Consider the following 25,223-nt stretch of genomic DNA (forward strand, 5'->3'; position numbering starts at 1 on the left):
TTTACGATTCAATATTTTCCACCAGCATCGCGCCGCCTTGCCCGCCGCCGATGCATAATGAAGCGATGCCGCGTCGCGCGTGGCTGCGACGCAAGACGTGGATCAAATGAAGGACGATGCGTGCGCCGCTGGCGCCAATAGGATGGCCAAGACCGATGGCGCCGCCGTCAACATTCAGGCGCGTCATATCCAGCTCTCCCATGGCCTGCTTCAACCCCAGTTGGTCGCGGCAATAAGCGTCGTCAGCCCAGGCCTTCAGGCAGGCCAATACCTGCCCGGCGAAGGCTTCGTTGATTTCCCAGTAATCGATATCGCTAAGGCTCCACCCGCGCTGCTTGAGAATAGCGCTCGAAGAAAGGGTGACGCCCAGTCCCATCATGGAAGGATCAAGCGCCGCCCAGGCGGTATGGGCGAGTCGGGCGATAGGGGTAAGGCCGTGTTTTTTCAGTCCCCGCTCGCTGGCCAGTAACAGCCAGCAGGCGCCGTCGGTGATTTGCGAGCTGTTGCCAGCGGTGACGCTACCGAAGGGGTCGAAAGCGGGCTTTAGCCGCGCCAGGGACTCCGCGGTGGTGTCAGGGCGCATGCCGTTATCCTTGCCGAAAAAGGTTCCGTCGGGCGCATACAGGGGTGTGCGCTCGGCGTCGAAGTAGCCCGCTTCGTCAGCATGCGCCAAACGTTGCTGGCTAAGTGCGGCGTATTCATCCATGGCCTGTCGCGACACACCAAAATGCGCGGCCTCCTTTTCTGTGGTCTGGCCCATATTGAGTCCGACGATGGGGTCGGTCAGGCCTCGTAATAGCCCGATGACCGGCTGCACATACTGGGTTTCGAACTCCGGGATGAGTTTTATTTTTTCCAGTGGCGAGTCTGCTTTACGCCAGTCCGCCAGCCAGTTGAGCATATCCTCGCGCAATAACACAGGAGCGTGGCTCATGGCTTCAACGCCACCGGCCAGAATCAGGTCGGAACGACCGCCTGCAATGCTGGCGGCGGCGTTGTCCAGCGCCTGCATGCCGGAGGCGCAGTTACGATGCACCGTATAGCCGGGCGTCGCTTCGCCGCATCCCATTCTCAGGGCGGCCACGCGACCGATGTTAGCTTCATCGGGACCGGCCATGGTATTGCCGAGTATGACTTCATCAATCTCCTTTGCGTCAAATGGCTGACGCAGCATCAGCGCAGCGCCGGTCTGAGCGGCGATATCGCTGGCGTGAAAGGGACCGGGTCTGTCGCCGGCTTTGATGAAAGGGGAGCGGGCGCCGTCCACGATGTAAACGGGCTCGGCGGGTTGAGATTCCTGTATAGACATAGATTTCCTCGCTTCAGCAATTGCATTCCATTGACTGGAGACAGGGGCAAGAAACATGCCTCGACCGCCGCAGCCTCGTTATCACGGACGAGATGGATGCGTTGGGCTGGCGCTCAGCAAGAGTGCGGCCAGAAGCAAGGGCGATAAGTCTCGTTTATTGCGTCGTTCCCGTCAGACTTGCAATGATTATTGTAAGGCTTACAAGAACGCTCGCAATAGCGGGCGCTGCGCGAATACAGGAGAACGCAGCGCCATGAAACAAACGTCGAAAATGAAAATAGACTTGGCAAGCGCAGGCTTAAAACCTATGCATTTGAACGGCGTGTCTTTTTGTTAGATGAGGCTGACCTGATTAGGCTCAGCCCCCCGCCGCCGCTAACTGTAATGTCTGTTCCAGCCAGCGGCGGCGGATGTCGCGGGTGGATTTGACGATAGGTCCGAATTCACTGATTTTCACCGGCTTGACGCCACAGAATTCCAGCACCGTCTTTTTCATCATTTTATGGCTGGGCGCGCCATAAACCAGCTTGTAGTACCAGGGAGGCGTATCCATGGTCACCAGCAGCCGCGCGGTTTTTCCCGCCAGCAGTTGCTGCGGAAAGGACGCGCCTTTTTCAAAGCGAAATGCGAATCCCGGCAACAGAATGCGATCCAGCACGCCTTTCATCAACGCTGGAACCGATCCCCACCATACTGGATAGGCGAAGACCAGATGATCCGCTTCCATAACCTGTTCCTGCAGTCGCAATAAATCCGGCTCCAGGGGCATGATGGCGTCATATCCCGCCGCCAGATTGAGATCAAACTCCAACTCCCGCAGGTTCACCTGTGTTACAGGAAATCCCGCCTCGTTCGCAGCCGCCGCATAGTGCTGCGACAAGGCGCTGGCGAAGCCGTTGTTTTTAGGACTGCCGTTGAGCACCAGTATTTTTTTCATCTACAACCTCCAAACACTTAATCAGATACCCGTTTGACGGCGCAGATGCTAAACCTTGTCCCTAGGGGCAGAGTCAACAGCGGCAGGACGAGTTTTGCAGATCTTCTTGCAACTGCTTGAGGCGTTTGTCCAGGTTTTGAATTGCTTCCATTTCCTCGCGCAGGGCTTCCCGTTTCACCTTGACCATGGCTATCGCCGCATCGAAGGGAAAGCCTTTCGACACATTGACGCCTTCCACCAGCTTTTTAAGCTCGGACAGCTTAAATCCCAGGGACTGCGCCTGTTTGATCAGCGTGACCGCCTCCACATCGTCGTCAGAGTACACGCGGTATTTCTCTCTTCTCTGCGGCTCCGGCAACAGCCCCAGGGATTCATAGTGGCGAATGGCCTTCGGCGTCGCCCCGGACATTTTCGCCAATTTGCCGATATACATGCCTGACCGTCTCCTGAAATCTATTTCATAGGGGGTATTCTAGGGGGGTTTGCGCATAATAACGGAAAAGAGATAACCAGCGAGTGAATGTCATGAGTTTTACGACACAACGAAGAATACTGTTTGGCGACTGCGATCCGGCGGGCATCGTCTATACGCCGCGCATCTCATATTTCGTAATAGAAGCCGTGCACGAATTCCTGGCCCATAAACTTGGCGCGCCGCTCGTCCTTAACCCAGGTCGCCGTATCGCCAGAAACTAAAAGACCCGTGTCGCTTCCGCAACGGCTCAGGGAGGCTTTAAGCGCGCCTTAGATACTGGCGTAAGCAGGCGCACGGAGTTTACCGTAACCTTTTCGTAAGGTTCGCGGGGTTAGGCTCAACGGTCGCAATAACAATATAAAAGGAAAGCAAATGACAATAATCAAAAACGTTGCAATGGGCTGCACTACGGCGCTCAAGACGGCTGGCGCGGCCAAAACCACCTTGTGCTCCGGGGAGTTAACCGTTTGTACGGCCTTCATCTTTAAAGTAAAAGATACTCAAAACGCCACTATAGGGGTGGGTATGTCCCACAGAGGCGTTGAAAGCGCAAGAAGCTTTCAGAAAGCCTTCAAAGAAAGTATCCGACAATTTGGCGACTCGGTGCATATAGAGCCTGTGGCGGTGCAAACAGCGCCCAGCACTTTTATTGGGCACTCCAAAGCTGGCGCCGACCCAAGCATAGAGTTAGGAAGCCATGAGTGTACGATTGATGCGCTCATCAACGACTTAGATACGTTGAAAAGTGATAAAAAAATTATTATCGATCTTTCTCCATTAAGATCGATGGTGTGCACAGCCGCCAAAAAAGACTTGGTAACCAGTGAATGCAGTGCGACCTTTGATAGCAAAGGCGAAGTTGAAGTTAGCGAGCCGGCGACTGGATTTTGCGGGATACAATAGCGCAAGTTTGCATATTTTCACTAATGCAATCTAGTGGGAGTATTTTCTTTTTATAATGCCAAAAAAGTTACAACTGGCTGGCGTAATACTTTCATTCATACCCTAAACGCTCGCGTAGTAACCATAAGGTTGCGAGCGTTTCAATTAACAGGTTTGGCCTGTTATTTAAGGCTGCGTTTCATAGACCAAGACGCCTTCCATAAATAATAGTTGGCGCCTGTGACGCAATGTATAACTGCGTTATATGAGAGTGATTTGTTGTACGCAACTTTCCCCCTTATGAAACGCACTGACTAGTGAGTCAATGCGTTAGTCATGCGATGGCTGCGATATTGACTCGGAGCTTGACCGAACATCCCTTTAAATGCGTGTATGTATGCGGAGCTGGAAGCGTAGCCCAGCTCAATAGCAATATCTTGAATTGAGCGCTCGGACTCCAATAATCTCAAAGACAGAACGAGTCTTATATTTTTTCGCCACAAAGAAAATGACTGATTGAACTCTTTCGCACAGAGCCTTGATAGCGTTCTCTCCGAAGCGCCAACCCTGGATGCCCAATCTTCTAAGGTGAACTGCAAGTCCGGTTTGTCTCTTAGCTGCGTAAATATTGCAAATAATCTTCTGTCTTCTGGTATTAAGAAAGGGATGTGGTAATGGTCGGAAATATCTATCTGATCTCTCAATACAGTCAGCAGATGGGAGAGCATCGCCTCACTTGTATGGGCGTAAGACTCATCAAACAACAACAGCACCAATTCTTTTACGAACCGAGTAACCAGAAACGACTTAGGTCTGCTTCTATACCTGACATGAGCATCAGGGTTGAGGTAGACAGCCAAGAACTCAGTATCAGTTATGGCTATAGACTTATGAGCTGTATTCGCTGGGATATATAACATCGCATTATGAGGGAGAATTGTGCACTGACCCTCAATACTTGACTGTAACAACCCCTTATAAGGAAATATTAATTGATGCCACGGGTGTGAGTGATCGTCATCTAAATAACTGGACGGCATCTGGATTCTTTTTGTGGTCAATTGGCTTTTGGGGGATTTCTGAATTAGATCGTTTGCGTGCATGGTTGGCGGCTTATCGATACATCATGTCTGGTAATATAAAACAGGCCTGATATTTTTGATATAGCATTTCTTCTCGATAATTTTCCTATTGAGGCTAACGATGCACGTTCATTTTATCATTCATGAATATTTTGAGGCTCCCGGCGCATACGAAATCTGGGCCAAAACGAGAGGGTTTACGGTGACCTATACTCGCTTGTATGAAGGAGATGATTTGCCGCAGAGTCTGGACGATATTGACTTTCTGATTGTTATGGGCGGCCCGCAAAATCCAGACACAACCGTTGAGGAGTGCTCGTACTTTGACTCAAAAGGAGAGCAAACAGTTATCGCAAAAGCTATTAAGACGGGGAAGGCGGTTATAGGTATTTGCTTGGGCTCTCAACTGGTAGGCGAAGCTTTAGGCGCGAAGTATCAGCGCAGTCCCGAAAGAGAAATCGGTAAATTTCCTATTGTCCTGACTAAAGCCGGGTTGGCTCATGGCCTATTCTCACATTTCGATGACGTGATCAAAGTAGGCCATTGGCATAACGACATGCCAGGACTGACTCCTGACGCCGACATCATTGCGTACAGCGAAGGCTGTCCAAGACAGATAGTTGCTTACAGCGATCTGGTGTTTGGTTTTCAATGTCATATGGAATTTACGGGGGAAACGGTTGCTCTCTTAATTGAGAATGACGACCTGAGCGACGCATCAAGTTATCGTTTTGTTGAAGGGCCGCAAGCGTTGCTCAATCATAACTATGATGAAATGAATCAATACCTATACATATTCTTGGATGAACTGGCGAATATATATCAATTAAAGACCCGTCCATCTTCGCGGTAGCACACACTGATCCCGACCCTATGACATGTAATGAGATCGGGTTGAAGGCGGCGAATCGCTCCGAGGCGCGTTAGCCAGGCGATAAATAGCTATGAAGATGAGTCGGTAACGCTTATATTTTTCCCCACCCCCTTACAGAGATTAGCGAGACGGCTCCAATGAGTGACGCGTTTATTATCGCCGGTAAGTTACACCTGTCCGAATCCGAATATGAAGCGTGGCTGGCTTCTCCCGCCGCAGGCGTCGAGTCCGTGTCGGACTGGGATGCGATGTATCGCAATTGGTATTGGGGTGACAAGTCGCCCCGGATCGACTGGGAGCCTGCTTCTGGGACCACGGAACAGGCTCTGTCTAATGTGCTTAAACTGGCCATGGGCGGGCCTTACTTTGTTCTGTTGAAATACGAGGCCGATGCAGAAGCATTTCGCTTTTTTGTAATGTCGGTGATGGGACCGGATGAACGCTTAGCGGAAAAACTAATGGCGTTGCTACGATCCGCCTCTGCGTTTAAAACCGTTAATACGCCGGATGTGGTTCTATACTGGCCCGAACTGAGCGGAGTAATCGACTTTGAAGGCATGTTGTCAGTGGCCCTGGTGAACCCCCGGACAAGCCAGTTCGCCGACATGGCGCAACTCAAGGAAGCAGGACTTGATGAGAAGAAAATGACTTCCAACTACAAAGACCTCGAATCCTGGTATGGCTCCTTCATCAGTAACAACCAGGCTGATCGCTGGCAGTCGCCAGAGTTTGTGGATGCTCGGTTTTTGTGAGGAATAGTTTATAACTCTTTCTCTCCATGGAAATGTATTGTTATCTAAGGAATTGATGCAGATGGGAATTGATATTTTCGGACAAATTGACCCAAACCACCTTGAGAAATACTACGAGGGAACGGTTGTTATTAATGGCGCAGAAGTCGAGGTTGATCTCAACTTAGAGTCCGACGAATTGGAAAAAGGTGATTTTGAAGTCATCTCGACGTTTATTGATTCTCTGGAAAACTACGCAGATCGTGCTTTTTCAGCCATATCCAATGACTTTGACCAGGGAGAAGAGTCAGAGGCGGCGAGATTTTATCTGCAACATCATCTTGATGCACTTTCAGAAGAAGAGACTAGAGTTGTTTTTGGCAACGCGCCGATTAATAAAGAGACTTTCATGAAGGCGCTTTCGCTTCATAGGGTCGGTCTGTATCCAGAGGACGAAGAATCTTTCGCTGTCTTTGATATCCAGTTTTCAGCAGACATCACTCACTATTTGCTGGCGGTCGTATTTAACTTAGCAGGTCAGGTGACTTATATTTCCGTTGAAAGTTGAAATAAATACCGTTTAGTTATTTGGCGGCACATCAAAGCGCCGCGATGTTGATGTACTCAAGAAGGTCCCAATGCTTTCATCATTACATCGGACAACCTTTCCAAGTAAGCGTTATCGGCCTTCTGACGAGTAATAATCATGCGCCAGTAGATGAGGGCGCCAAACATGTCCGCCGCAATATCAAAATCAGTATCCGCAGATAGCTCATTACGAGCGCTGGCGCGTTTCAGTATTTCTTTGGCTCGCTCTCTCCGTTGCACCTGCAACTCTGAGCGGATGGCGGCGGCGAGTTCCGGCGTTCGCGGCATCTCTGCGTGAAGGTCTGGAAGTATGCGCGAGACAAGAGGGTGTCTCAGGAGCCGCCGTAAGTTCTTTAAAAGGGCCAGGATATCACTGCGCAAGTTACCCGTGTCTGGCGCTACCGCCAAGCTTGTCCCAACCTGGGTAAGAACATCATTCACCATCGCCAGTTTGGATGGCCAACGCCGATAGATTGCAGCCTTGCCCACTCCTGCTTGCTTCGCCACCGCTTCCATGGTTAGCGCCGCATAGCCTGTTTTAGCCCACACCTGGAATAAAGCTCGTTCAATCGCCTGAGTGACCGCTTCCTGCTTCACTGCCGCCCCGGAAGGGCGACGGCGTTTTTTATTTTCGTCGATACGCTTGCGTTCCATTGATCATCTCTTGTAAGGTTTTATCGATGATACGATGCCGTTCCAACGATGAGCAAGGAGTTATAGGTAATGGTTGATCACACCTCAGAATTCGCTCGTTTCTCAGAAATGCTCAAACATTCCCTCGGTGCGCTTGTGGACCAGACCGCAGAGGACTTTGTGGCGATGATGGCTCCTGACGGCGTTATGGAGTTCCCCTATGCGCCGCCTGACAGCGTGCGAGAAATAAAAGGGCGTGTAGCGCTTTCCTCATACTTATCCAAACTAGGTGAAATGCTTGCCGTCGACAGCCTGAGTGAGCCCCAGATACATCACACATTGACTCCAAATGTGGTGATTCTGGAGTTCGAATGTGCAGGACGCGCACTCAAGACCCAGCGTCCTTACCATCAACGCTATATATCCGTGATTACAGTTCGCGATGGGATGATTGAACGCTATGTTGACTACTGGAATCCTCTTGTGGCGCTCGAAGCGTTGGATAATCTCGCGCCTCTGCAAGGCGAAGCGGAGAACAAGCTATGAGGACAGTGCTTTTGACTGGCGGTACGGGAAAGACCGGTAGACGCATCGCTTCCAGACTGGCCTCCGCCGATATCAGAGTGAGATTGGCGGCGCGCTCTTTACCCGTTGTTGAGTTTTACGATAGCGTTTTGTTTGATTGGAGCGACGCCAGCACTTTTGAGGCGGCGCTTTCCCAAGTCGACGCCGTCTACCTGCTCGTCCCCTCCAATGTCAGTGAGCCTTTGGGAGCGATGCGCCCCTTTATCGACCTTGCGATTAAGAACGGCGTGCGTCGTTTCGTGTTACTTAGCGCATCCTCATTGCCTAAGGGCGGCCCACTGCTTGGCGCCGTTCATCAATATCTGGCGGAAAACGCGCCGGAATGGACCGTATTACGACCTTCCTGGTTTATGCAGAACTTTTCCGAGCAACAACATTTGCTGACGATCAGGGACGAGGGGGCGATATATTCAGCAACCGGAGATGGCCTTATCCCTTTTATCGATGCGGGAGATATCGCAGCAGTAGCCGCTACCGCGCTAACTCAACGGGAGCCCTTGAATAGAGACTTAATCCTGACGGGGCCCCAGCTCATTACCTACACTGATGTAGCGAGAATAATTTCCACAACGATTGGTCGTCCTGTCAAACATGTGATGTTGACGGAGCGGCAGTTGAAGGAAAGATTTGAACGCATGGGGATGGCGCCTGAATACGCCAGTCTTCTATCCTTATTGGATACTGCTATAGCGGGAGGCTCCGAAGAGCGCCTTACTTGCGAAGTCGAAGACATGACTGGTCGCCCGGCAAGAACATTTAGTGATTTTGTAGTAGAAAATAGGTTGAGCTGGGAAAGGGCGGAGATGTCTCTGATATAGGCCGCTTCGCCCTGAGAGGCGGCGAATGCTGTCGCAAAAAACCATATATGGCTGTATCAAACTTACAATGAAGAGGGGCTTTTACGATAGCTATGGGTTATTCAGAGGTTCCCTAACAACAGGACTTAAGATCAGTGAATAGCAATAAGTTAAAATCAAACTATGATATTTCAATTGCGCCAAACTCTGTTTTGGCGCTAGATCTTGAGGGCACATTGATCTCGAATGCGATGAGTCAAATACCTCGGCCTAACTTACATTCATTCTTGACAAACTGTAAGCAGGCATTCCAACGAATTGTTATTTTTACTGCTATTAACGAAGAACGGTTTCGCAAAATAGCAGTATTGCTTTCAGATGAAGGGGCCGCCCCTGAATGGTTTAAAGACCTTGAATATATCAATTGGAGCGGCGAATACAAAGATCTAAATTTCATACCGAACTCAAACATGAGCAGCGCCATCTTAGTTGACGATAGAGTTGAGTATATCCAGCCCTCACAGATAGATCACTGGCTATATATACCTGAGTTCGCCCCTCCGTATCCCAGCACCGACAATGAATTGAACTTGCTATGGGAAAAGCTTCTGGTACGTCATGGAGATTTAATGACATAAACAACATCATAAAATGCTCGCACCGATCAGGTGGCGCACTTCGAGGTGACTGATAGAAACAGGAAATAGGCGGAGCCCAGTCAAAACATCATACTGTCGGAATAACAAATAAGCTTATTTCAATATTTTTTACACACGACGGTCGAAATGGGATGTCGCTGAACGACTACTCTGTGATTGCAACAAAGGGTTTGCGCCCAACAAATAAGGAGGGCAGAGATGACCAACCTCGTTACCTGTCTGTGGTTTGACCACGGTGAAGCCAGCAAGGCGGCTGAGTTCTATGCCGCCACTTTTCCAGATAGTCATGTCGGCCGAATCAACATGGCCCCCGGTGATTTTCCCGGCGGTCGGGAAGGGACCGAGTTGACCGTCGAGATCTGACCACAAGTTCCAACCCGATCGAGGCGAAGCGCGCGTTCGACGCGATGATGACCATGAAGAAGATCGATATCCCCACACTCGACGCGGCAGTGGCGGATAGCTCCTGAGCGCCCGCAAAGACTCCGCCAACCTGATGGAAAGGCAGGGCGAAGTCTCGGCAACGCAGACACAAATAGTCGACACAAATACAAAAGAAGGAATGGGAAATAAAGGAGTAGGGGGGATCAAGCTTTCCCCCGTACCCCCTTGTATTCACCCAGACACCAGTTAGTTAAGGTCTTTAGATACTCTTCTCCCGCATCTTCAGATGAAAAGTGGGAGGCGTTTTCAAAGATGACGAGTTTGCTCAAGGGGATGTGCGATGCAAGATAGTCGGCGTTGCTGACGTCAACGAAGGGGTCGAGTTTTCCCCAGGTAACCAAAGTAGGAACCGAAATGCTCCGCAGGCGTTCCTGAATCCAGGGAAGATCCTGAGCGTAGGCGCCAAAGAAACTCATGGCGCAACGATGACTCTGCAGGTCATGGGTTATCTGGTAATACTCTCGAATTGCATTTTTTGTTGGCCGGTAGCGCTTGTAACCTTCTTTCACTGCGACCATAAAGTTAGTCTTCATAACCGCCTTTCTATTTAGCCCTTTCGCAAGCCATCTGACGAAACCTGATTTGATGACCGCCGTCAAAATGGGTGACATTTTGGGCGGATAACTGCCAGGGCCGTCAAAAATATTAATACTCTCGAAGCGCTCAGGATGACCAATAACGGCCGCAAGCGTTGTCGGCACGCCCACATCGGGGCCAATCAGGTGCGCTTTCTGAATGCCAAAGTGGTCCATTATGTCGATGACGGCTCGCCCCAGTTTTCTCGGCGACATATCGCTTTCATCCGCTTTGGTAAGCCCGAATCCAGGAATGTCGAAGGCAAGCAGATCAAAGTCATGGGATAGCCTTTCCCAAAAACTCTCCCAGATGCGGATGCTTTGAGGTAAACCGTTAAGCAGCACCAACGTTGGCGCATTCTCTTTAACGTGACGTACATACCGAACGTTAAACTTGCCGACAGCTACGTATTTGGGGGTAAAAAAATCGATTCCAGATTCTGCGCGGCGTGTTGCATATTCATTTAGCGCGAGGTTAAGTAGAGATTGAGTCATAAAATTGTCTTCAAGTAGGTTACTAATGTGTACTAACATACAGAAAAGAATTTTGGACAACAATTAGGCACTAAAATCTGCCCTAGTTACCTTTTGATAACCTGTGAGTGAAGAGTAATGAGCACCAAGACCAAAAACGGCAAGCGAGTTTTTCTGCAAAATGAAGACTGTCCGATTCGAAATGTGGTCAGTCAGGTAGGGGATAAATGGTCAATGCTGATCTTATTCAGCCTCGTAGAGGGGCCAGACCGCTTCAATTCGCTGAAAACCCGAATCGAAGGCATTTCTCAACGCATGCTGACGCAAACCTTGAGAGATCTGGAGCGGGATGGATACGTTAACCGCACGGTTTACCCGGAAGTCCCAGTAAAGGTGGAGTATGAACTGACCCCGCTGGGAGAAGGCCTGGCCAAGTCACTCTGGAAACTGGTTTCTTGGGCCAACACACACCATGATGAAATACGCAGCGCACGGCAGGAGTATGATCGGGATAATGGTTAGTTGGATGAATGGTCCAGGTTACTCGTCTGAAAAAACCTTCTTATGTCAACTATAATGTCCTAAGTGGACAAGATGATTGGGTCATGTTGATGTAACAGCATTCATACCGAGCGTTCGTTATTTCCTGGGTGTAAGAGCACGGTCAGGTATCGAGCGGGATATGGAGGAAAGCTGATATGGATAATCCTGACTTTCAAGTTATCGAGAGCATCTACGACACGCTTTTTCAGCAAGAGGGCTGGGAACGCTTCATCAAGAGACTTATCGAGTCATTTGAATCAACTTCCGCTGGTTTCTTTGAGCACAACCCAACAAGCCCTAGCCAGATAGAGCACTGCATTTATGGCGTTGACGCAAACTTAATGAAGGAATATGAGGGTTACTATGCATCTGTAAACCCGTGTTTCTGGACGCCTGGCTATGCCAAGCTTGGCAAATATTTATCTGATAGGGGGCTTATTGAGTATACGAATGATAAAGATATTTGGCAGAGAAGCGAATTTTTTAACGACTGGCTAAAACAAGGCGACATGGAACATGTTCTCGGTGCTGTTCTAGAAGCTAGAAACGGAAAACTACTGAACTTTACTTTAATACGCTCTTCTCAGGAAGGGCACTATACAGTTAAAGAAGAAGCAAGACTCAAATATATTGTTAAACACCTGTCGCGCGTCATAGCCATACAAAAAGAGGTTTCGAGTCTGGAACTTCGCGCCGCTACCTGTGAAGTAAAGCTGGATAAACTGGCTGTCGGCATAATATATATCGATTCATCCGGCTTTATAGAATATATGAACTCCTACGCCGCACGTACTATTTATGATCCTCACACAAGCTTATGTGAAAAATGTCGTCGCCTTTGTGTGAACTCATCTTCTGTAGCGAATATCATAATAGAAAAAGCGATTTATAAGGCGCTTAAGTCACGTATAACTCAAACCTTACAGGTACCCAACGGAATACGAGGAGAGTTATCGTTAACTATCACCCCCAATGATGAAAGAAGAAGCCTTTTAGGCGAAATGAAAACAGGCGCTACCGTAATTATAGAGGAGGACAAGATTGAATCTCAGGAAAGCCGTTTGATGAATGATTTCCACCTTACCGCCTCTGAATCAAAAGTAGCGGCCGAACTATTGAAAGGAATGTCGCCTAAAGAAATCAGTGAGAAGCAATGTAAGGCGATAAATACCGTCCGTAGCCAAATAAAGAGCATTTATAGCAAAGTTGGGGTTAATTCCCAGCTACGTCTCGTCACGCTACTGAGGCCAGCGTAAAAGGCCCTCAATGCACGGGCAGGGAAGTCGTGCCACACAGTGAATATATTGACCACGTTTTCCGGCAATGAGGTAAAAATAGCGTTCAATATCTCAAGTACGCCATGTCTCCGCTTCCAAATAGTTGTAATTCAATTGATTAGCAATCTTCTGCCTCGCTTATAGATATTCCAGCAATATCTGAGTTACTCCCTTGAGGTTATGACATCCCCAAAATTAGGGATGCCGAAAGCGGGGAAAAGTGTCAATTTATCTGTGGAGCGCAAGAAATTACTAAATTCTATGGAGAATTGACTGGGGGCGCCGAAAGTTGACGGGACAGTTATTATAGGGCTTGTCGTGAGGGACATGGCGACTATTGATGTAAGAGTCTCTTTCGTGAAAAAGGAATAAAGCAGGAGGTTGATATGTCTATGTCTAACTCAATTCTGGTACGAGTATTAATGGCTGAAGATGTCGCATCAATTGTCGAGTCAAGAGCAAACATGAGAGTTAACTACAATATTGTGTATGAGGGCGACGCAGTGGAGTGCACTATAGACGTAGCGTTACTTGGAGATAGAAATGAATATTATCCTGGCGCATATATTATTGTAGGGGTATCAAAGTAGATTCAAAGTAAGTCGCATCACGCGCTTTTGATATCTTCTGCAACAACAGCGCAACATCATGAGAGGAAATCAGCCTGGAAGAAAAGTCAATTATTAGCTGGTTTCCTCGCGGAATCACCTGTTCCCGGAATTTTTGACTTCAGAATAGCTTCCGACAAACCTGGGGCGATTCATCTTGCAGACGTATTGTGAACTGGCCGTAGCCAGCATAGGGAGTGGAGCGGCAATCTTCGGGAACGAGCAATTCAGTATGGCTTTCCTGCGTTAAAGAGACCCATGAATACTGCTCATGGATGTATTAAATAAAATCAATTTAATTCATATTGAGGGCCGTGTATAACGTGCACTTTACTCTGCTCCTAACGCTCAACAGCAGTACGGCTGATGTTTACTTAGACTCATAGGCTACATCTCAGGAAAGACGCTTTAGAAGTCCATAACGAGCATTGAAAAGATTCAGATTTTACTTCAAGAGACGGGATACCAGATCACAATGAGTAAAGGTTTTACATACACTATTAAACGCATTTGTTTCGATGAAAACTATCAGCCTTCTGACAGCACGCGGATCACAACCAACTTTGCCAACTTGGCGAGAGGGGACAGCCGCAAAGAGAACTTGCGCAAGGCATTAAGGATGATTGACAGTCGGTTCAATGCTCTAGCGTATTGGGACAACCCCAAAGGAAACCGTTACTCTGTCGAGATGGAAATCATTTCTGTCGATATAGATATTGAAGGCAATGGTCAACACTTCCCCTCCATTGAAATATTGAAGACCAATATTATCGATCACAAAACTAATAAACGTATTGAAGGTATTGTAGGGAATAACTTTTCTTCATACGTGCGCGACTATGACTTTAGCGTACTGCTTCGCGATCATAATAAAGGGCAGGCTGAATTTCGCATTCCAGATAACTTTGGCGATTTGCATGGCAATCTCTTTAAAGATTTCCTCAACTCAAAGGCTTACAAAGAGAATTTTAATAAATTGCCTGTCATATGCCTGAGCGTTTCAGACAACAAAACTTATCATCGAACTGAAAATCAGCATCCAGTATTGGGAGTTGAATATTTACCAAGCGAATCCTCTCTGACTGAACAGTACTTCAAAAAAATGGGCTTTGAGGTTCGCTATTTTATGCCGCCAAATAGTGTTGCGCCTTTGGCTTTCTACTTCTTTGGCGACTTGCTCACTGATTACACCAACCTTGAGCTTATTAGCACGATAAGTGCGATGGAAACCTTTCAGAAGATTTATCGCCCTGAGATTTATAATGCCAATTCTGTTGCAGGTACTCACTATCAGCCAGATTTGAAGCACTCAGATCATTCTCTGACTCAAATTGTTTATGATCGTGAAGAGCGTAGCCACTTGGCGATTAAACAGGGGAAGTTTGCTGAGGAGCACTTCATCAAGCCCTATCAGGCCATTCTGGAAAATTGGTCAGCTAATTACGCCTAATGTTCAACTGAGATACTAAGCAGCATTAATTATGAAAAAACTATTACCTACGTCTACTGCCGGAAGTTTGCCTAAACCATCTTGGCTGGCGGAACCTGAGAAGCTTTGGTCGCCTTGGAAATTACAAGGGGATGAGCTGGTTGGCGGAAAGCAGGATGCGTTGCGAGTGTCTTTGCAAGAGCAACAACAGGCAGGCATCGATATCATTAGCGATGGCGAACAAACGCGTCAGCATTTTGTGACTACCTTTATTGAGCACCTGAGCGGCGTTGATCTTGAAAAGCGGGAAACCGTTAAAATTCGTGACCGTTATGACGCCAGTGTGCCGACGGTTGTTGGTCCTGTAAGTCGTCCGAAATCCGTGTTTGTTGAAGATGCCAAGTTTTTACGTGAGCAGACCGATCAACCTATTAAATGGGCCCTGCCAGGCCCTATGACAATGGTGGATACACTCTATGATAATCATTATAAAAGCCGCAAAACGCTAGCTTGGGAGTTCGCCAAAATTCTCAATCAGGAAGCGAAAGAGTTAGAGGCCGCAGGTGTTGATATCATTCAGTTTGATGAGCCCGCATTTAATGTGTTTTTTGATGACGTTAATGAATGGGGGGTCGCCTGTTTAGAGAAAGCAATCGAAGGGCTTAAATGCGAAACGGTTGTACATATATGTTACGGCTATGGCATCAAAGCCAATACAGATTGGAAGAAAACGTTAGGCTCCGAGTGGCGACAATACGAAGAAGTGTTCCCAAAGCTGCAGCGATCTAACATCGATATCATCTCGCTGGAGTGTCACAACTCCCTGGCGCCAATCGAGCTACTCGAACTCATTCGAGGTAAAAAAGTCATGGTGGGAGCTATTGACGTGGCGACTGACACCATTGAAACGCCTGAAGAAGTCGCCGCCACTCTGCGAGAAGCGCTTAAGTATGTTGATGCTGACAAACTCTATCCCTGCACCAATTGCGGTATGGCGCCGCTGTCCCGTGAAGTGGCGAGAGGCAAACTAAACGCCTTACGAGCTGGCGCTGAGATCGTGAGAAAAGAACTCTCGGTCTAGTGTTCTAAACATGGCGATGACATTGCCATGTTACTAATCAGGCGCTCGGATGCGCCTGCGCGGCGGGCGAGCCGCAGGACATGCGCAGGCCCCGTCGTTGCACAAATAGATGGCGGATAGATAGATGATGTTGTTCAACACAAAAGCCTGGCAACAGGGGGCGCAATGGCTCCATGCGCCGATGGCGGGTCTTTTCGGTCTTTAATAATAGAACCCTTAGCTGATGAGTATCACTGAATTCATAACAAATAATATTTCTACCCTTCTGGCGTTGGTCGCGACGGGAATATTCGCCGGTATTTTAGCCGGCTTGTTAGGCGTCGGCGGCGGCATCGTTATTGTGCCGGTGTTGTTTTTCCTGTTTCAAAGCTTTGGCGTATCACCAGAATCTGCAATGGTTGTGGCGACAGCAACCTCACTGGCGACGATAGTGCCAACGTCCATTAGCTCAATCCGTTCGCACAATAAAAAAGGCAATGTGGATGTTGACCTTTTAAAACGCTGGGCCGCATTTATTCTTATTGGTGTGTTGGCGGGTAGTTGGCTAGTGACTCGCGTTGACGGCGCCTGGCTTACTGTATTGTTTGGTGTGATAGCGACCTTGTCTGCGCTGAATATGCTGTTCAGAACCGGGAAGTCCGCGCTGTTCCAGCAATTACCCAATAAAGCAGGACAAACTGCGATGGGGACATCCATCGGTTTTTTCAGCTCTATGGTTGGCATCGGCGGCGGCACTATCTCTGTTCCATTACTCACCTTATATAACTACCCAGCTCATAAGGCCGTCGGCACCGCTGCAGCAATAGGACTAATCATTTCGTTGCCGGGCGCGCTGACAATGTTGGTATTGGGCAGTACGCCAAATGATGCGCCAGCCGGCACATATGGATTAGTCAATCTCATTGGCTTCCTTTGTATTGTGCCGCTAACCGTAATGTTCGCGCCAGTAGGGGCGTCACTGGCCGCAAAACTGGACGCGGCGAAACTAAAGAAGATCTTTGCTGTTGTATTGCTCATCACTGGCGTGCGTATGTTGGCGCAGCTTTCCCTTTAGACTAATTTTGCATGGCGATGTCGCCGCCTTCATGGGGGGAGTTACAGCGTCAATTTGGCGACATGGATATGTCGCCAAATTATGGTGAAAATCTTTCGCAGGTATAATGGAGTTAAATTATCTATATGGCTAACTTTCGATCTCTCGGAGCATATTCAAAAACATCTGAGTAGCAGGCTTCTTCTTTTAGACCAATGGATTTAAGCTTATCGATTGTACCGTATACCATTTGTGGCGAACCACATAGATAAACCTGAGCAGCATCGAGAGCTTCAAAGTCTTCCTGAATCACTTCATAGATGTAACCCGAACGGCCAGGCCAGTCTGTATCGGCTGATTCTAAGATAGGTGTGAAGTGAAGATTTTTACTTTGAGCTACCCAGGTTTGAAACTCGTCGAGCAGGTAGAAGTCGTTGATATTTTTATTCGACCAGTAAACCTTTACATCAGCGTCTGGTTGTTGTCTTAGAATTTCTTCAGTTAAACATTTTATTTTAGAAATTCCCGAACCTGCTGCTATTAATAAATGATTTAAGCGAAGGTCGGTTTGTAAAAATGCCTGTCCCATTGGTAGTGTCACTTTTACGTTTGTATTGTTTTCACTTAGTTGAAAGAGGCGACTTACAATTTTATCCGTCAGTTCACTACAGTTTTGAATAAAAAGCTGCAGGTGACGAGGTCGCTCTGGATTAAAACTGTTAGCAATGGAGTAAAACAGGGATTGCGGTTTTCCATCACTGTTTAAGTCTAGCTCAAGCTGGAGGTATTGACCCGCATGGTAGTCTAAAGCGGCGCCGGCGGGCGATTGTAGCTCAACCTGGAAGGTTTCAGCGGTCAAGGGCATTACGTTCATTACCTGACAAGCATAGGCAACAACCGGGCGCACTGTAGCAGTGGTAACTTTATTCATTTACAAACCAATAGTTAATGCTATTAATAGTGGATCACAAGAGCTTAAAGCATATTAAAGATGAAAAAAAATGGTATATTTTCACAAGTCGATTAATTTTTCTCATATATCATTAAAATGGTAATGTTATTTGCATATTAATAAAGAGGCGCATGGATGCGTCTACGTGGCGGCTAGAAGAGGGAGACATGCCCGACACGGGCAGGCCCTGTCGTTGTAGACAAATAGAGGGAAGCTGTTTGTTTGCCTGATTAATCGATACTCTCTTGATTCTTACTTTCCATATGCGATTGGCGGTTTTGTTCAGAATTGCTCCGTGAAGGAGCATCAGGTAGTTTCCGATATCCTTCCTGGCATCCGCCATACTTAGGTACCCAGACGTCGGAATCTATTCTGATTTATTAATCCGGCATCAATATAGGCATTCTATGCCGCATATTTGATGTCGGGTTAGCTTTTTTCTGATAAACCAGAATCTCGTTACTTACCCGTAAGTCTTACAAAAATGACGCTATGAAATATGGTTTTGTGAGCGTGATTCTTCACAATGGAACCCCTTTGGCGTCAATGTTTAAAGAAATACCCACTGTCGATGTTCAGGTGAGAAATGTATCGGTATGTACAGAAGCAAAAAAGTATTGATAAATAATGGTTTCATATTTGTTTTAAATGGCCCAGGGCTCTCTAATAAATATTGAAATGGATTGGCGATGAGATCATAGATTCGCCTCTGGTGGACCAAAGTGTGGTCTGGAACACGATTAGGTGATGTTAAGCGACGCCATCCGTCTGGCGTCACATCCGACGACTTATGTAAGGGAACTATCCATGATTTTAGTTAGACGTTCTTTGCTCAAAATGGGAATGGCAGGCCTGATCGCTCCTCAGTTCGCCTTCGCGAAATCGACCCATGACGCTTCGCGTTCTTTCGATGAGTGGCGGGAGCAATTTGAATCAAGCATTCAACCGCGCATGCATGCCGCTCATGTGGCGGGAGCTTCCGTGGCGATCATGTCCAAAGACCAAGGGACGCTTTATTCAACGTCTTTTGGTTTCGCCGATATCGGCAAGGGACGCAAACTCACTGTCGACACGCCCATGCATCTGGCGTCAATCAGCAAGCTATTCACCGCCACCGCGCTGGTGCAGTTTTTTGAGCGGGAAGGGCTCGACCTGGACTCAGATGTGAATGACTTCATCGACTTTCCGGTTAGAAATCCTCATCGCCCCAAAGACTCCATTACAACCCGACAACTCCTTACGCACACTTCCAGTATTTCCGATGAAGGGCATGGCAGCCCTTCCTATGAGGGCGATCCCAGGCAAAGTCTGACTAACTTTCTAAAGAATTATCTGGTGAGAGGAGGGGACGCCTACTCGCCAGAGAGTTCATACAGTCGAGCGCGGCCCGGACAAAAATGGGATTACAGCAATGTGGCGATGGCGCTGGCGGGATATGTAGTCGAGTGCGTCAGCGGCCAGCCCTTTGCCTCTTATGTGGAAAGACATGTGCTTGAACCCCTCGGAATCTGGAATGCCCACTGGTACCTGCGACAGTTCGATCCCGATGTGCTCGCCAAGCCTTATGACTATGAAAACGGCGACTTCGTAGAACTGCCGCAACAAGGTTATCCGGATGTTCCCGCCGGCATGCTTCGCTGTTCGATAGAGGATCTCAGTAAAGCTGTGCGCGCGATGATTGGCGGCGCAAACAGTAGAGACATCCTGTCGCCAGGAGCCCCCAGGCGGATGCTGCGGCGACAGGTCAAATCCACGATATACCCTTATCAAGGCCTGGGCTGGACCACAGAAGGCGTTAACGAGCGCCAGTTCGTAGGACACAGCGGCCGAGACCTGGGCGCCGCCAATATTCTGATTCTGACGGAAGATCTGAGTCACGGCGTGTTCGTCCTGATCAACTCGGAACTCGATGAAGATGGCGAAGCATTTCGCGGCGCACTGGCGGAAGAGCTGCTGGTGGGGGCGTCTCTTATCCTTTGACGCCTTTTTGTGAACGTGCAACTAAAGAGTGCGCCTTTCGACTGAATGAGATATTACAACCTCGAAAGACTGCATATTGATACCCAAACGTTGGAATCCATTCTGATCAAAACTCTTGAACAGGCGCACCAGCGGGGGAATTGTCCCTGGAGTTATTCCGACGGCTCATGTTTTGCTCCATGCGATCGCGCCAAAGCCTAAAATTGGTACGCAGTGCTGCAACCAAGAAGCATGTTTCATGCGTTGAGGCGAATTGAAAGCTCTACCAACACACAGACTGTAGGCCAGGTGTAGTGGGTGTGAATCGAGAAATAAAAGCGTAAACTTGTATTAGTCTTCTAGAGACGATATTGAGTACAAGAGGGGCATGGAGTGTTAACGCCCAAGCTCCTCTGAGAAGGGGGAAAAGCTGAATGGAAGTAAGCTTCCTACTCCAGCTTTAGGGTGAGTCAAAGCAACTAATACCTAGAAACAGGCGCTACACTTTTCCAATCTTGCAGAGACTCATCAAAAGTTAGCATTTTCTGGTTGCCTATTAGTAATAGGCATACTATTTTCCTTGTACGGATGTACCAGTTCACCACTGCAAGGAACTGCAGATGAAGCTTAAACATATACTCGCCGTCAACTTTTTGCTGTTAGCGGTCCTGCCCCTACTCGCCAGCCTGTTGTATCTGAATTTAACTCTAACTAAAAACTATAGAACAGAGATAGAGGAGCGCCTATCTTCTCTGTCGTTAATAAAAAAGAACTGGATAGTCACTGTAACGGAAGGGTTAGTTAAAGAAGCGCTACTTATCGCAAGCAGGACGCAAATGAGAGAAAGCTTACAGTCATGGAATATAAGTAGAGACTCAGAGGCGATTTTTACGATAAGGAAGATCCTCATTGACGCAAATGCAGTGCACGCAGATATTTATAACATATCTATATTTGACGCTGATGGAGATTATGTTTCTTCAGTTATGGATGAGGTTGTGTACCGAATTTTCAATGGCGATAGCAGCCCCTATCCGCTTATCTATATTCATCAAGAAGACGGCACTCCCTGTGTTGGTGTTGTTGTGGGTGTATACACAAACGGAGTCCGTATTGGATATATAGAAGTTGATTATTATTTGGGGGCGATTATCGATGACTTAAAAGATGGAACTAGTATGGGGAGCACAGGCGAATGGCTTTTCGCCATACGCGATAATAATGGAGACGCCCAATTTGTTATGCCGGTTAAGCATGATTCTGATGCGACTTTTAAACGGACAGTATCAAAGACCGCGTATAAAGTCCCCATTACTCAGGCTATGATGGGGAATGAAATAGTCATGAGAAACGCCATTGATTACTCAGGGGAGATGGTTTTGGCTTCAACAAGGTATATTTCAGATCTTGACTGGGGCGTGGTGGCCAAAATGAACGAAAATGAAGTCGCCTCAATTGTCAGTGAACGAGGCAGGAAGGTATATATAATTGAATTTTTGTTGATTGTATTCTCCGCGATGGCTGGATTCATTGTTAGCGCATATATTTCCAAGCCGCTGGATAAGCTCAAAGCGTATACTGGTGCGATTAAAAATGGAGTAGATGAAAAAGGACTTGCTAAAGGGTGGACGGAAATCCGACAGCTTGCAGGTGACTTTGGCGAGATGTCGAGGTTTGTTAGAGATATGAAAAGCGACTTTAACAGTAAAGTCGCGGAAAGGACTAAAGAGTTAGATGAAGCAAATACAGCCTTAAAAGAGATGGCTTGCCGCGATCCGCTGACTGGGCTTTACAATTTGCGTTACTTCAAGGAAAAGCTGAATTATGAGCATACCAGGGCCTGCAGGTATAAAACCAGCTTTACGCTGGTCGCCTTTGATATCGACTATTTTAAAAAGATTAACGATACGTGGGGGCATGGGGCGGGAGACGAGGTATTAGTCTGTTTGTCTTCGTTTCTAAATGGGTCGCTTCGAAGTACGGATGTAGTGGCCAGAGTCGGAGGGGAGGAGTTTTCAATATTATTTCCGGAGGAACTGGATCAGGGCGTCAGAAGCTTCATTGAGAGACTCAGGCAGGATATCTCATTGCTCGAATTCGACTTTGAGGGGTATAAACATCATATTACCTGCAGCTTCGGCGTAGCTGCTTTTGGCGGTGATGATAGGACGCCGGCGGATATCGTGAAGAAAGCCGATAGCGCCTTGTACAAGGCCAAGGAACTAGGGCGCAATCGCGTGGTGTACGAATGCAGCTTGAATACTGTTGTTGGAATAGGAGGGGACAGGGGCAAAAAGGAGACTTATAAGCCGCCGCCGGGTAATGGGTAGTGCTATGAGATAACTACTTACATTGAGGCTCAGACGGGCACGGCGCTATCCGGCAAATCGAAAACGTTGCTTCACCGTGTACATAAGCCAGCCTGAACAAATAGCAGAAGGTTGCAAATACTCATGGCGTAAGGAAGGAGTGTGCTCCCTGATTCTCTGGAGAGCACACAAAGGTGAATAACTCCGCCGCCAGTTACTTATGTAGTAAGTGACAAATAGAGGCAATTAGACTCCTCCTTGATGAAATGAAAAATGCAATTAACCCTATGCTAAATAATGCGATGGCTTCAGGCTCTGGGACAATCATTTTTTTCGTTACTTCGCTTGCGATTTCTAAGCCTGTGCTAAAACGGTATATTTCGCCAATAGTAAATGTTGCCGCAATTATTGGGACTGATGAATCAAGAACATCATATTCAAATGTGGTTAGGGGTGTACTTGAGTCCAGGAAGAAGTCGCCAAGCGTAATTTCGTCCATTGTGGCTGGATCGAATCCAATGACTCCCTCTGAAAACCATCGTGTGCTGTAGTCAATGGTTCCCCCCTGTGGAATCTGATCTCCTGGCAGCCCTACTGTTGCGTTGAACCCGGTTGAGTCGATTAGGTTCGCAGTGACAATGCTGTTAGTGAATAGCCCCCCCCAATCCCCCGTAGTCGTAATTTCAAAAGTCGCAAAGCCTTCATCAATGGAGCCATTCATTGCTTGCAGGCCAGAGAGGTTTGTATCGTAGGTGACGTTCCCCTTTTTATCCTTGTAGTCTGCCAGGGTAATTGAGCATTCAACCGCGCCTTTGCATTCTACAGTGACTTCTCCGCCGCCTTTTTTAGGCAGCTTTATACTTTCTCCGCCTCGAAGGGTAACGGTTGCTTTGGATTTGTCTTTAGAAATCCACTGCTGAGTAATCAGGGCGCTGTATGATGTTGCTGGAAACCCTAATATGAACAAAGCGTATATACATAAAAGCCATGGGCTTTTTCTGGTCGCAGCCTCATTTTGAGCTTGCGAATACGATGCAGTAAATTGAGACTTTGAGGAAGTTTGTTTTTTCATTGAGCCGATCTCCATCCGTGTTGATTTACTGTGAAGTGAACCAGAAGACGACTGCTAAACTGTTGGGAAGAGTTAACCTTTCCTTTGGGAACTACCTCATTATTTTACACTAATTATTAAAAAAGAAATCAGGGATTAATCGAGGGAAAACTCAAAGGGACATAGGCTATGTCGGTGTAGAACTGTGGCGCGCTCTATGCAACGAGTAAGCAAATACCCGCGCCGGGGGGCGCCGAAGACTTTTTTTAGTTCCCGCGCAAAGTGAGCCGTCGAAACCGCGCTCACCCGAGCCAACCGCCTGACCGGCTAATTCCCGTGGAGAGCACTATCCATTTCTTGTGGGGAGCGCTTCCATCTGATCTTTTGATTGCAGTAATTCGGGCCTTTGACTCGTTAATGACTCGTCCCGCGCACATAGTGGGTTTTGTTGTACACATTATATTTGCCCGACGGCTTGGACATAGGCAGTCGGGTGATTTCCTTCAGCGTTAGCGCGTCATAGACGATTAAAGCGCCATCGTCCTCCCATAAGCTTACCAGCGCGAAGCGGCCATCTTTGGTGAACTCTACGTGGGCGGCGGTTTTACCGGGCTCCGGGGTGAGGGTGGCGATAATTTCCAACGTATTTTTGTCGATGACATGGAGTTTGTCCTTGTTCGGTCCGAAGAACACATCCACCCAGATGTAAGGCGAGCCGTCATGACTACGGGTGAAGAATCCTGGGCCCAGAGTAGGTAGGGTTTTCACTAGGCTCCAGTCTTTCATGCTGATGACGGACAGTGCGCCTTCTTTGAGGTGAGGCGTCATCATCAAGGGGCCTTGCTCTGCTTCCCAGCTGATGCCCGATCCCAAGTGCGGCATGCCAGGGAGGTTCAGGGTGGCGATGGTCGCGCCGGAATCTAGGTCGATAACCTGACCGCTTTCCCCACTGCGGGAAGCGCCAATCAGATGTCGGTAATCCTGATCAAAAAAGAAGTCGTCCAGATAGTCTTCGGTGGCGATTTTACGCACGGGAAACGCAGGCTGATCGTAATCGATCTCCCAAAGCTCCCGGATATCTTTCATGGCGGCGATAAAGCTGTGACGCTGAGGGGCGGTGTACACGGCGCTCACTCTTGAGCCTTGTTCGTCGTTGCTGACTGGGAAGGTTTTTACCGGGCTGAGCCGGTCCGCGTTCAGCAACACCAGATTGTGCGGCAGGTAATTGGCGACCATCACCCAATGTCCGTCGGCGGAGAGCGCCAGGTTGCGGGTATTCAGCCCGACTCGAATCTCCGCCACGGTTTTCAGGTTGTAAATATCAAACTGGCTAATCCACCCGTCTCGGGATGCGAAGTAAACATAGCGCCCGTCCGGTGAGAACTTGGGCCCGCCATGCAAGGCGTAACGGGTTTTAAAGCGGTGAATGGGCTTAAAGGCGTCGCCGTCCAACAAGGTAGCGTGATGATCGCCGCTTTCTACTACGATAAACAAGTTCATCAGGTCGGCGTCGAAGAGCGGCTTGTCATCCAAGCTGGATTTGGGGAAATGAATAGTATGCGACGCGCGGATATCGTCTTCTGACCATCTCGGCGATGCTGGTGCGGGCTGAAACAGATAAGCGGCCAACTGCGTCGCCTGACTCTCCGTTATGCGGTCCTCGAAAGCGGGCATCTGCGAGGCGGCCCTGCCATGTAATATGACGTCCTGCGCCTGTTGTGGACTTAGGCGCCCCAGGCTTTCAGGCAATAGCGCCGGGCCGACGCCGCCGAGGCGTTGGGGGTGATGGCAGGCGGCGCAATGCGTTTGATACAGCGCTTCCGTGTCGCTGGCGGCGTTGTTTGAAGTGCTGTCCGCTGAGGCTGGTGTGACGAAAGCGCTCAAAGTCAGTGTGGCGAATAGGAGTATGGGCGATAATTTCATTAAGACTTCCCGT

25 protein-coding genes are annotated in these 25,223 nt (G+C 48.2%); 16 read left to right on the top strand and 9 right to left on the bottom strand.

Translation table 11 applies throughout. The features are described from left to right. Position 1: 1 nt before the first annotated feature. From AC2IBB_RS17075 to AC2IBB_RS17085, 3 genes are all read right to left on the bottom strand, one after another. Complete coding sequence (locus AC2IBB_RS17075) at positions 2-1,309, bottom strand: acetyl-CoA C-acetyltransferase (RefSeq protein ID WP_486327975.1); 1,308 nt, start codon at positions 1,307-1,309, stop codon at positions 2-4. A gap of 358 nt (positions 1,310-1,667) precedes the next feature. Next, positions 1,668-2,246 (bottom strand): NAD(P)H-dependent oxidoreductase, encoded by a 579-nt coding sequence (locus tag AC2IBB_RS17080; RefSeq protein ID WP_486327976.1) that lies wholly within the window; start codon positions 2,244-2,246, stop codon positions 1,668-1,670. A 73-nt stretch (positions 2,247-2,319) separates the two neighbouring features. Next, the gene (locus tag AC2IBB_RS17085) at positions 2,320-2,679 is read right to left on the bottom strand and encodes a MerR family transcriptional regulator (protein WP_486327977.1); all 360 of its coding nucleotides are present in this window, start codon (positions 2,677-2,679) and stop codon (positions 2,320-2,322) included. Positions 2,680-2,771: 92 nt separating this feature from the next. Here AC2IBB_RS17085 and AC2IBB_RS17090 point away from each other — a divergent pair, with 92 nt between their 5' ends. Further along, positions 2,772-2,942, top strand: coding sequence for a hypothetical protein (locus AC2IBB_RS17090; protein WP_486327978.1), 171 nt, complete (start codon positions 2,772-2,774; stop codon positions 2,940-2,942). Between the two features lie 151 nt (positions 2,943-3,093). Then, on the top strand, positions 3,094-3,624 hold the full coding sequence (locus AC2IBB_RS17095) for a hypothetical protein (RefSeq protein WP_486327979.1): 531 nt from the start codon (positions 3,094-3,096) through the stop codon (positions 3,622-3,624). A 293-nt stretch (positions 3,625-3,917) separates the two neighbouring features. Here AC2IBB_RS17095 and AC2IBB_RS17100 read toward each other — a convergent pair whose 3' ends face one another. Further along, entirely contained in the window at positions 3,918-4,706 is a 789-nt protein-coding gene (locus tag AC2IBB_RS17100) for a helix-turn-helix transcriptional regulator (protein ID WP_486327980.1), read from the bottom strand. Positions 4,707-4,806: 100 nt separating this feature from the next. On the opposite strand from AC2IBB_RS17100, the gene AC2IBB_RS17105 reads away from it, so the two are divergent. The 3 genes from AC2IBB_RS17105 (at position 4,807) to AC2IBB_RS17115 (ending at position 6,858) form a co-directional block, all read left to right on the top strand. Further along, positions 4,807-5,538, top strand: a complete 732-nt coding sequence (locus AC2IBB_RS17105) for a type 1 glutamine amidotransferase (RefSeq protein WP_486327981.1) — start codon at positions 4,807-4,809, stop codon at positions 5,536-5,538. Between the two features lie 158 nt (positions 5,539-5,696). Further along, positions 5,697-6,311, top strand: coding sequence for a hypothetical protein (locus AC2IBB_RS17110; RefSeq protein ID WP_486327982.1), 615 nt, complete (start codon positions 5,697-5,699; stop codon positions 6,309-6,311). 61 nt (positions 6,312-6,372) lie between these two features. Beyond that, positions 6,373-6,858, top strand: coding sequence for a DUF2004 domain-containing protein (locus AC2IBB_RS17115; protein ID WP_486327983.1), 486 nt, complete (start codon positions 6,373-6,375; stop codon positions 6,856-6,858). A gap of 56 nt (positions 6,859-6,914) precedes the next feature. Here AC2IBB_RS17115 and AC2IBB_RS17120 read toward each other — a convergent pair whose 3' ends face one another. After that, positions 6,915-7,532 (bottom strand): TetR/AcrR family transcriptional regulator, encoded by a 618-nt coding sequence (locus AC2IBB_RS17120; RefSeq protein ID WP_486327984.1) that lies wholly within the window; start codon positions 7,530-7,532, stop codon positions 6,915-6,917. 69 nt (positions 7,533-7,601) lie between these two features. Here AC2IBB_RS17120 and AC2IBB_RS17125 point away from each other — a divergent pair, with 69 nt between their 5' ends. The 4 genes from AC2IBB_RS17125 to AC2IBB_RS17140 all read left to right on the top strand — a co-directional run bounded on the left by AC2IBB_RS17125 (position 7,602) and on the right by AC2IBB_RS17140 (position 9,915). Then, positions 7,602-8,057, top strand: coding sequence for a nuclear transport factor 2 family protein (locus AC2IBB_RS17125; protein WP_486327985.1), 456 nt, complete (start codon positions 7,602-7,604; stop codon positions 8,055-8,057). Next, positions 8,054-8,914 (top strand): ergot alkaloid biosynthesis protein, encoded by an 861-nt coding sequence (locus AC2IBB_RS17130; RefSeq protein WP_486327986.1) that lies wholly within the window; start codon positions 8,054-8,056, stop codon positions 8,912-8,914. Before AC2IBB_RS17125 ends, AC2IBB_RS17130 begins: the two co-directional genes overlap by 4 nt. A gap of 134 nt (positions 8,915-9,048) precedes the next feature. After that, complete coding sequence (locus AC2IBB_RS17135) at positions 9,049-9,531, top strand: NIF family HAD-type phosphatase (RefSeq protein WP_486327987.1); 483 nt, start codon at positions 9,049-9,051, stop codon at positions 9,529-9,531. 219 nt (positions 9,532-9,750) lie between these two features. Continuing rightward, a complete protein-coding gene (locus tag AC2IBB_RS17140; protein ID WP_486327988.1) occupies positions 9,751-9,915 on the top strand; it encodes a VOC family protein in 165 nt (54 codons plus the stop codon). A gap of 224 nt (positions 9,916-10,139) precedes the next feature. Here the strand turns inward: AC2IBB_RS17140 and AC2IBB_RS17145 are convergent, their stop codons facing one another. Further along, on the bottom strand, positions 10,140-11,066 hold the full coding sequence (locus tag AC2IBB_RS17145) for an alpha/beta fold hydrolase (RefSeq protein ID WP_486327989.1): 927 nt from the start codon (positions 11,064-11,066) through the stop codon (positions 10,140-10,142). A 117-nt stretch (positions 11,067-11,183) separates the two neighbouring features. Between AC2IBB_RS17145 and AC2IBB_RS17150 the strand changes: the two genes are divergently transcribed. From AC2IBB_RS17150 to AC2IBB_RS17170, 5 genes are all read left to right on the top strand, one after another. After that, entirely contained in the window at positions 11,184-11,567 is a 384-nt protein-coding gene (locus AC2IBB_RS17150; protein WP_279504977.1) for a winged helix-turn-helix transcriptional regulator, read from the top strand. A gap of 176 nt (positions 11,568-11,743) precedes the next feature. After that, on the top strand, positions 11,744-12,844 hold the full coding sequence (locus AC2IBB_RS17155) for a helix-turn-helix transcriptional regulator (RefSeq protein ID WP_486327990.1): 1,101 nt from the start codon (positions 11,744-11,746) through the stop codon (positions 12,842-12,844). Between the two features lie 1,104 nt (positions 12,845-13,948). Continuing rightward, entirely contained in the window at positions 13,949-14,923 is a 975-nt protein-coding gene (locus AC2IBB_RS17160; RefSeq protein ID WP_486327991.1) for a DUF1852 domain-containing protein, read from the top strand. Between the two features lie 31 nt (positions 14,924-14,954). Further along, positions 14,955-15,983 carry a methionine synthase gene (locus AC2IBB_RS17165; protein WP_486327992.1) on the top strand — a complete coding sequence of 343 codons (1,029 nt, stop codon included), beginning with the start codon at positions 14,955-14,957 and terminating at the stop codon, positions 15,981-15,983. A gap of 223 nt (positions 15,984-16,206) precedes the next feature. Continuing rightward, positions 16,207-17,037 carry a sulfite exporter TauE/SafE family protein gene (locus AC2IBB_RS17170; protein ID WP_486327993.1) on the top strand — a complete coding sequence of 277 codons (831 nt, stop codon included), beginning with the start codon at positions 16,207-16,209 and terminating at the stop codon, positions 17,035-17,037. A gap of 121 nt (positions 17,038-17,158) precedes the next feature. Here the strand turns inward: AC2IBB_RS17170 and AC2IBB_RS17175 are convergent, their stop codons facing one another. Continuing rightward, complete coding sequence (locus AC2IBB_RS17175; protein ID WP_486327994.1) at positions 17,159-17,947, bottom strand: ferredoxin reductase domain-containing protein; 789 nt, start codon at positions 17,945-17,947, stop codon at positions 17,159-17,161. An 828-nt stretch (positions 17,948-18,775) separates the two neighbouring features. Between AC2IBB_RS17175 and AC2IBB_RS17180 the strand changes: the two genes are divergently transcribed. Then, entirely contained in the window at positions 18,776-19,948 is a 1,173-nt protein-coding gene (locus AC2IBB_RS17180) for a serine hydrolase domain-containing protein (RefSeq protein ID WP_486327995.1), read from the top strand. A gap of 599 nt (positions 19,949-20,547) precedes the next feature. Beyond that, complete coding sequence (locus AC2IBB_RS17185) at positions 20,548-22,257, top strand: sensor domain-containing diguanylate cyclase (RefSeq protein ID WP_486327996.1); 1,710 nt, start codon at positions 20,548-20,550, stop codon at positions 22,255-22,257. A gap of 193 nt (positions 22,258-22,450) precedes the next feature. Here AC2IBB_RS17185 and AC2IBB_RS17190 read toward each other — a convergent pair whose 3' ends face one another. Both AC2IBB_RS17190 and AC2IBB_RS17195 read right to left on the bottom strand, forming a co-directional pair. Next, positions 22,451-23,308, bottom strand: a complete 858-nt coding sequence (locus AC2IBB_RS17190; RefSeq protein ID WP_486327997.1) for a PEP-CTERM sorting domain-containing protein — start codon at positions 23,306-23,308, stop codon at positions 22,451-22,453. A gap of 393 nt (positions 23,309-23,701) precedes the next feature. Further along, entirely contained in the window at positions 23,702-25,210 is a 1,509-nt protein-coding gene (locus AC2IBB_RS17195) for a cytochrome D1 domain-containing protein (RefSeq protein WP_486327998.1), read from the bottom strand. Positions 25,211-25,223 lie beyond the last annotated feature (13 nt).

The organism is Hahella sp. NS-SX17, from assembly GCF_057367735.1.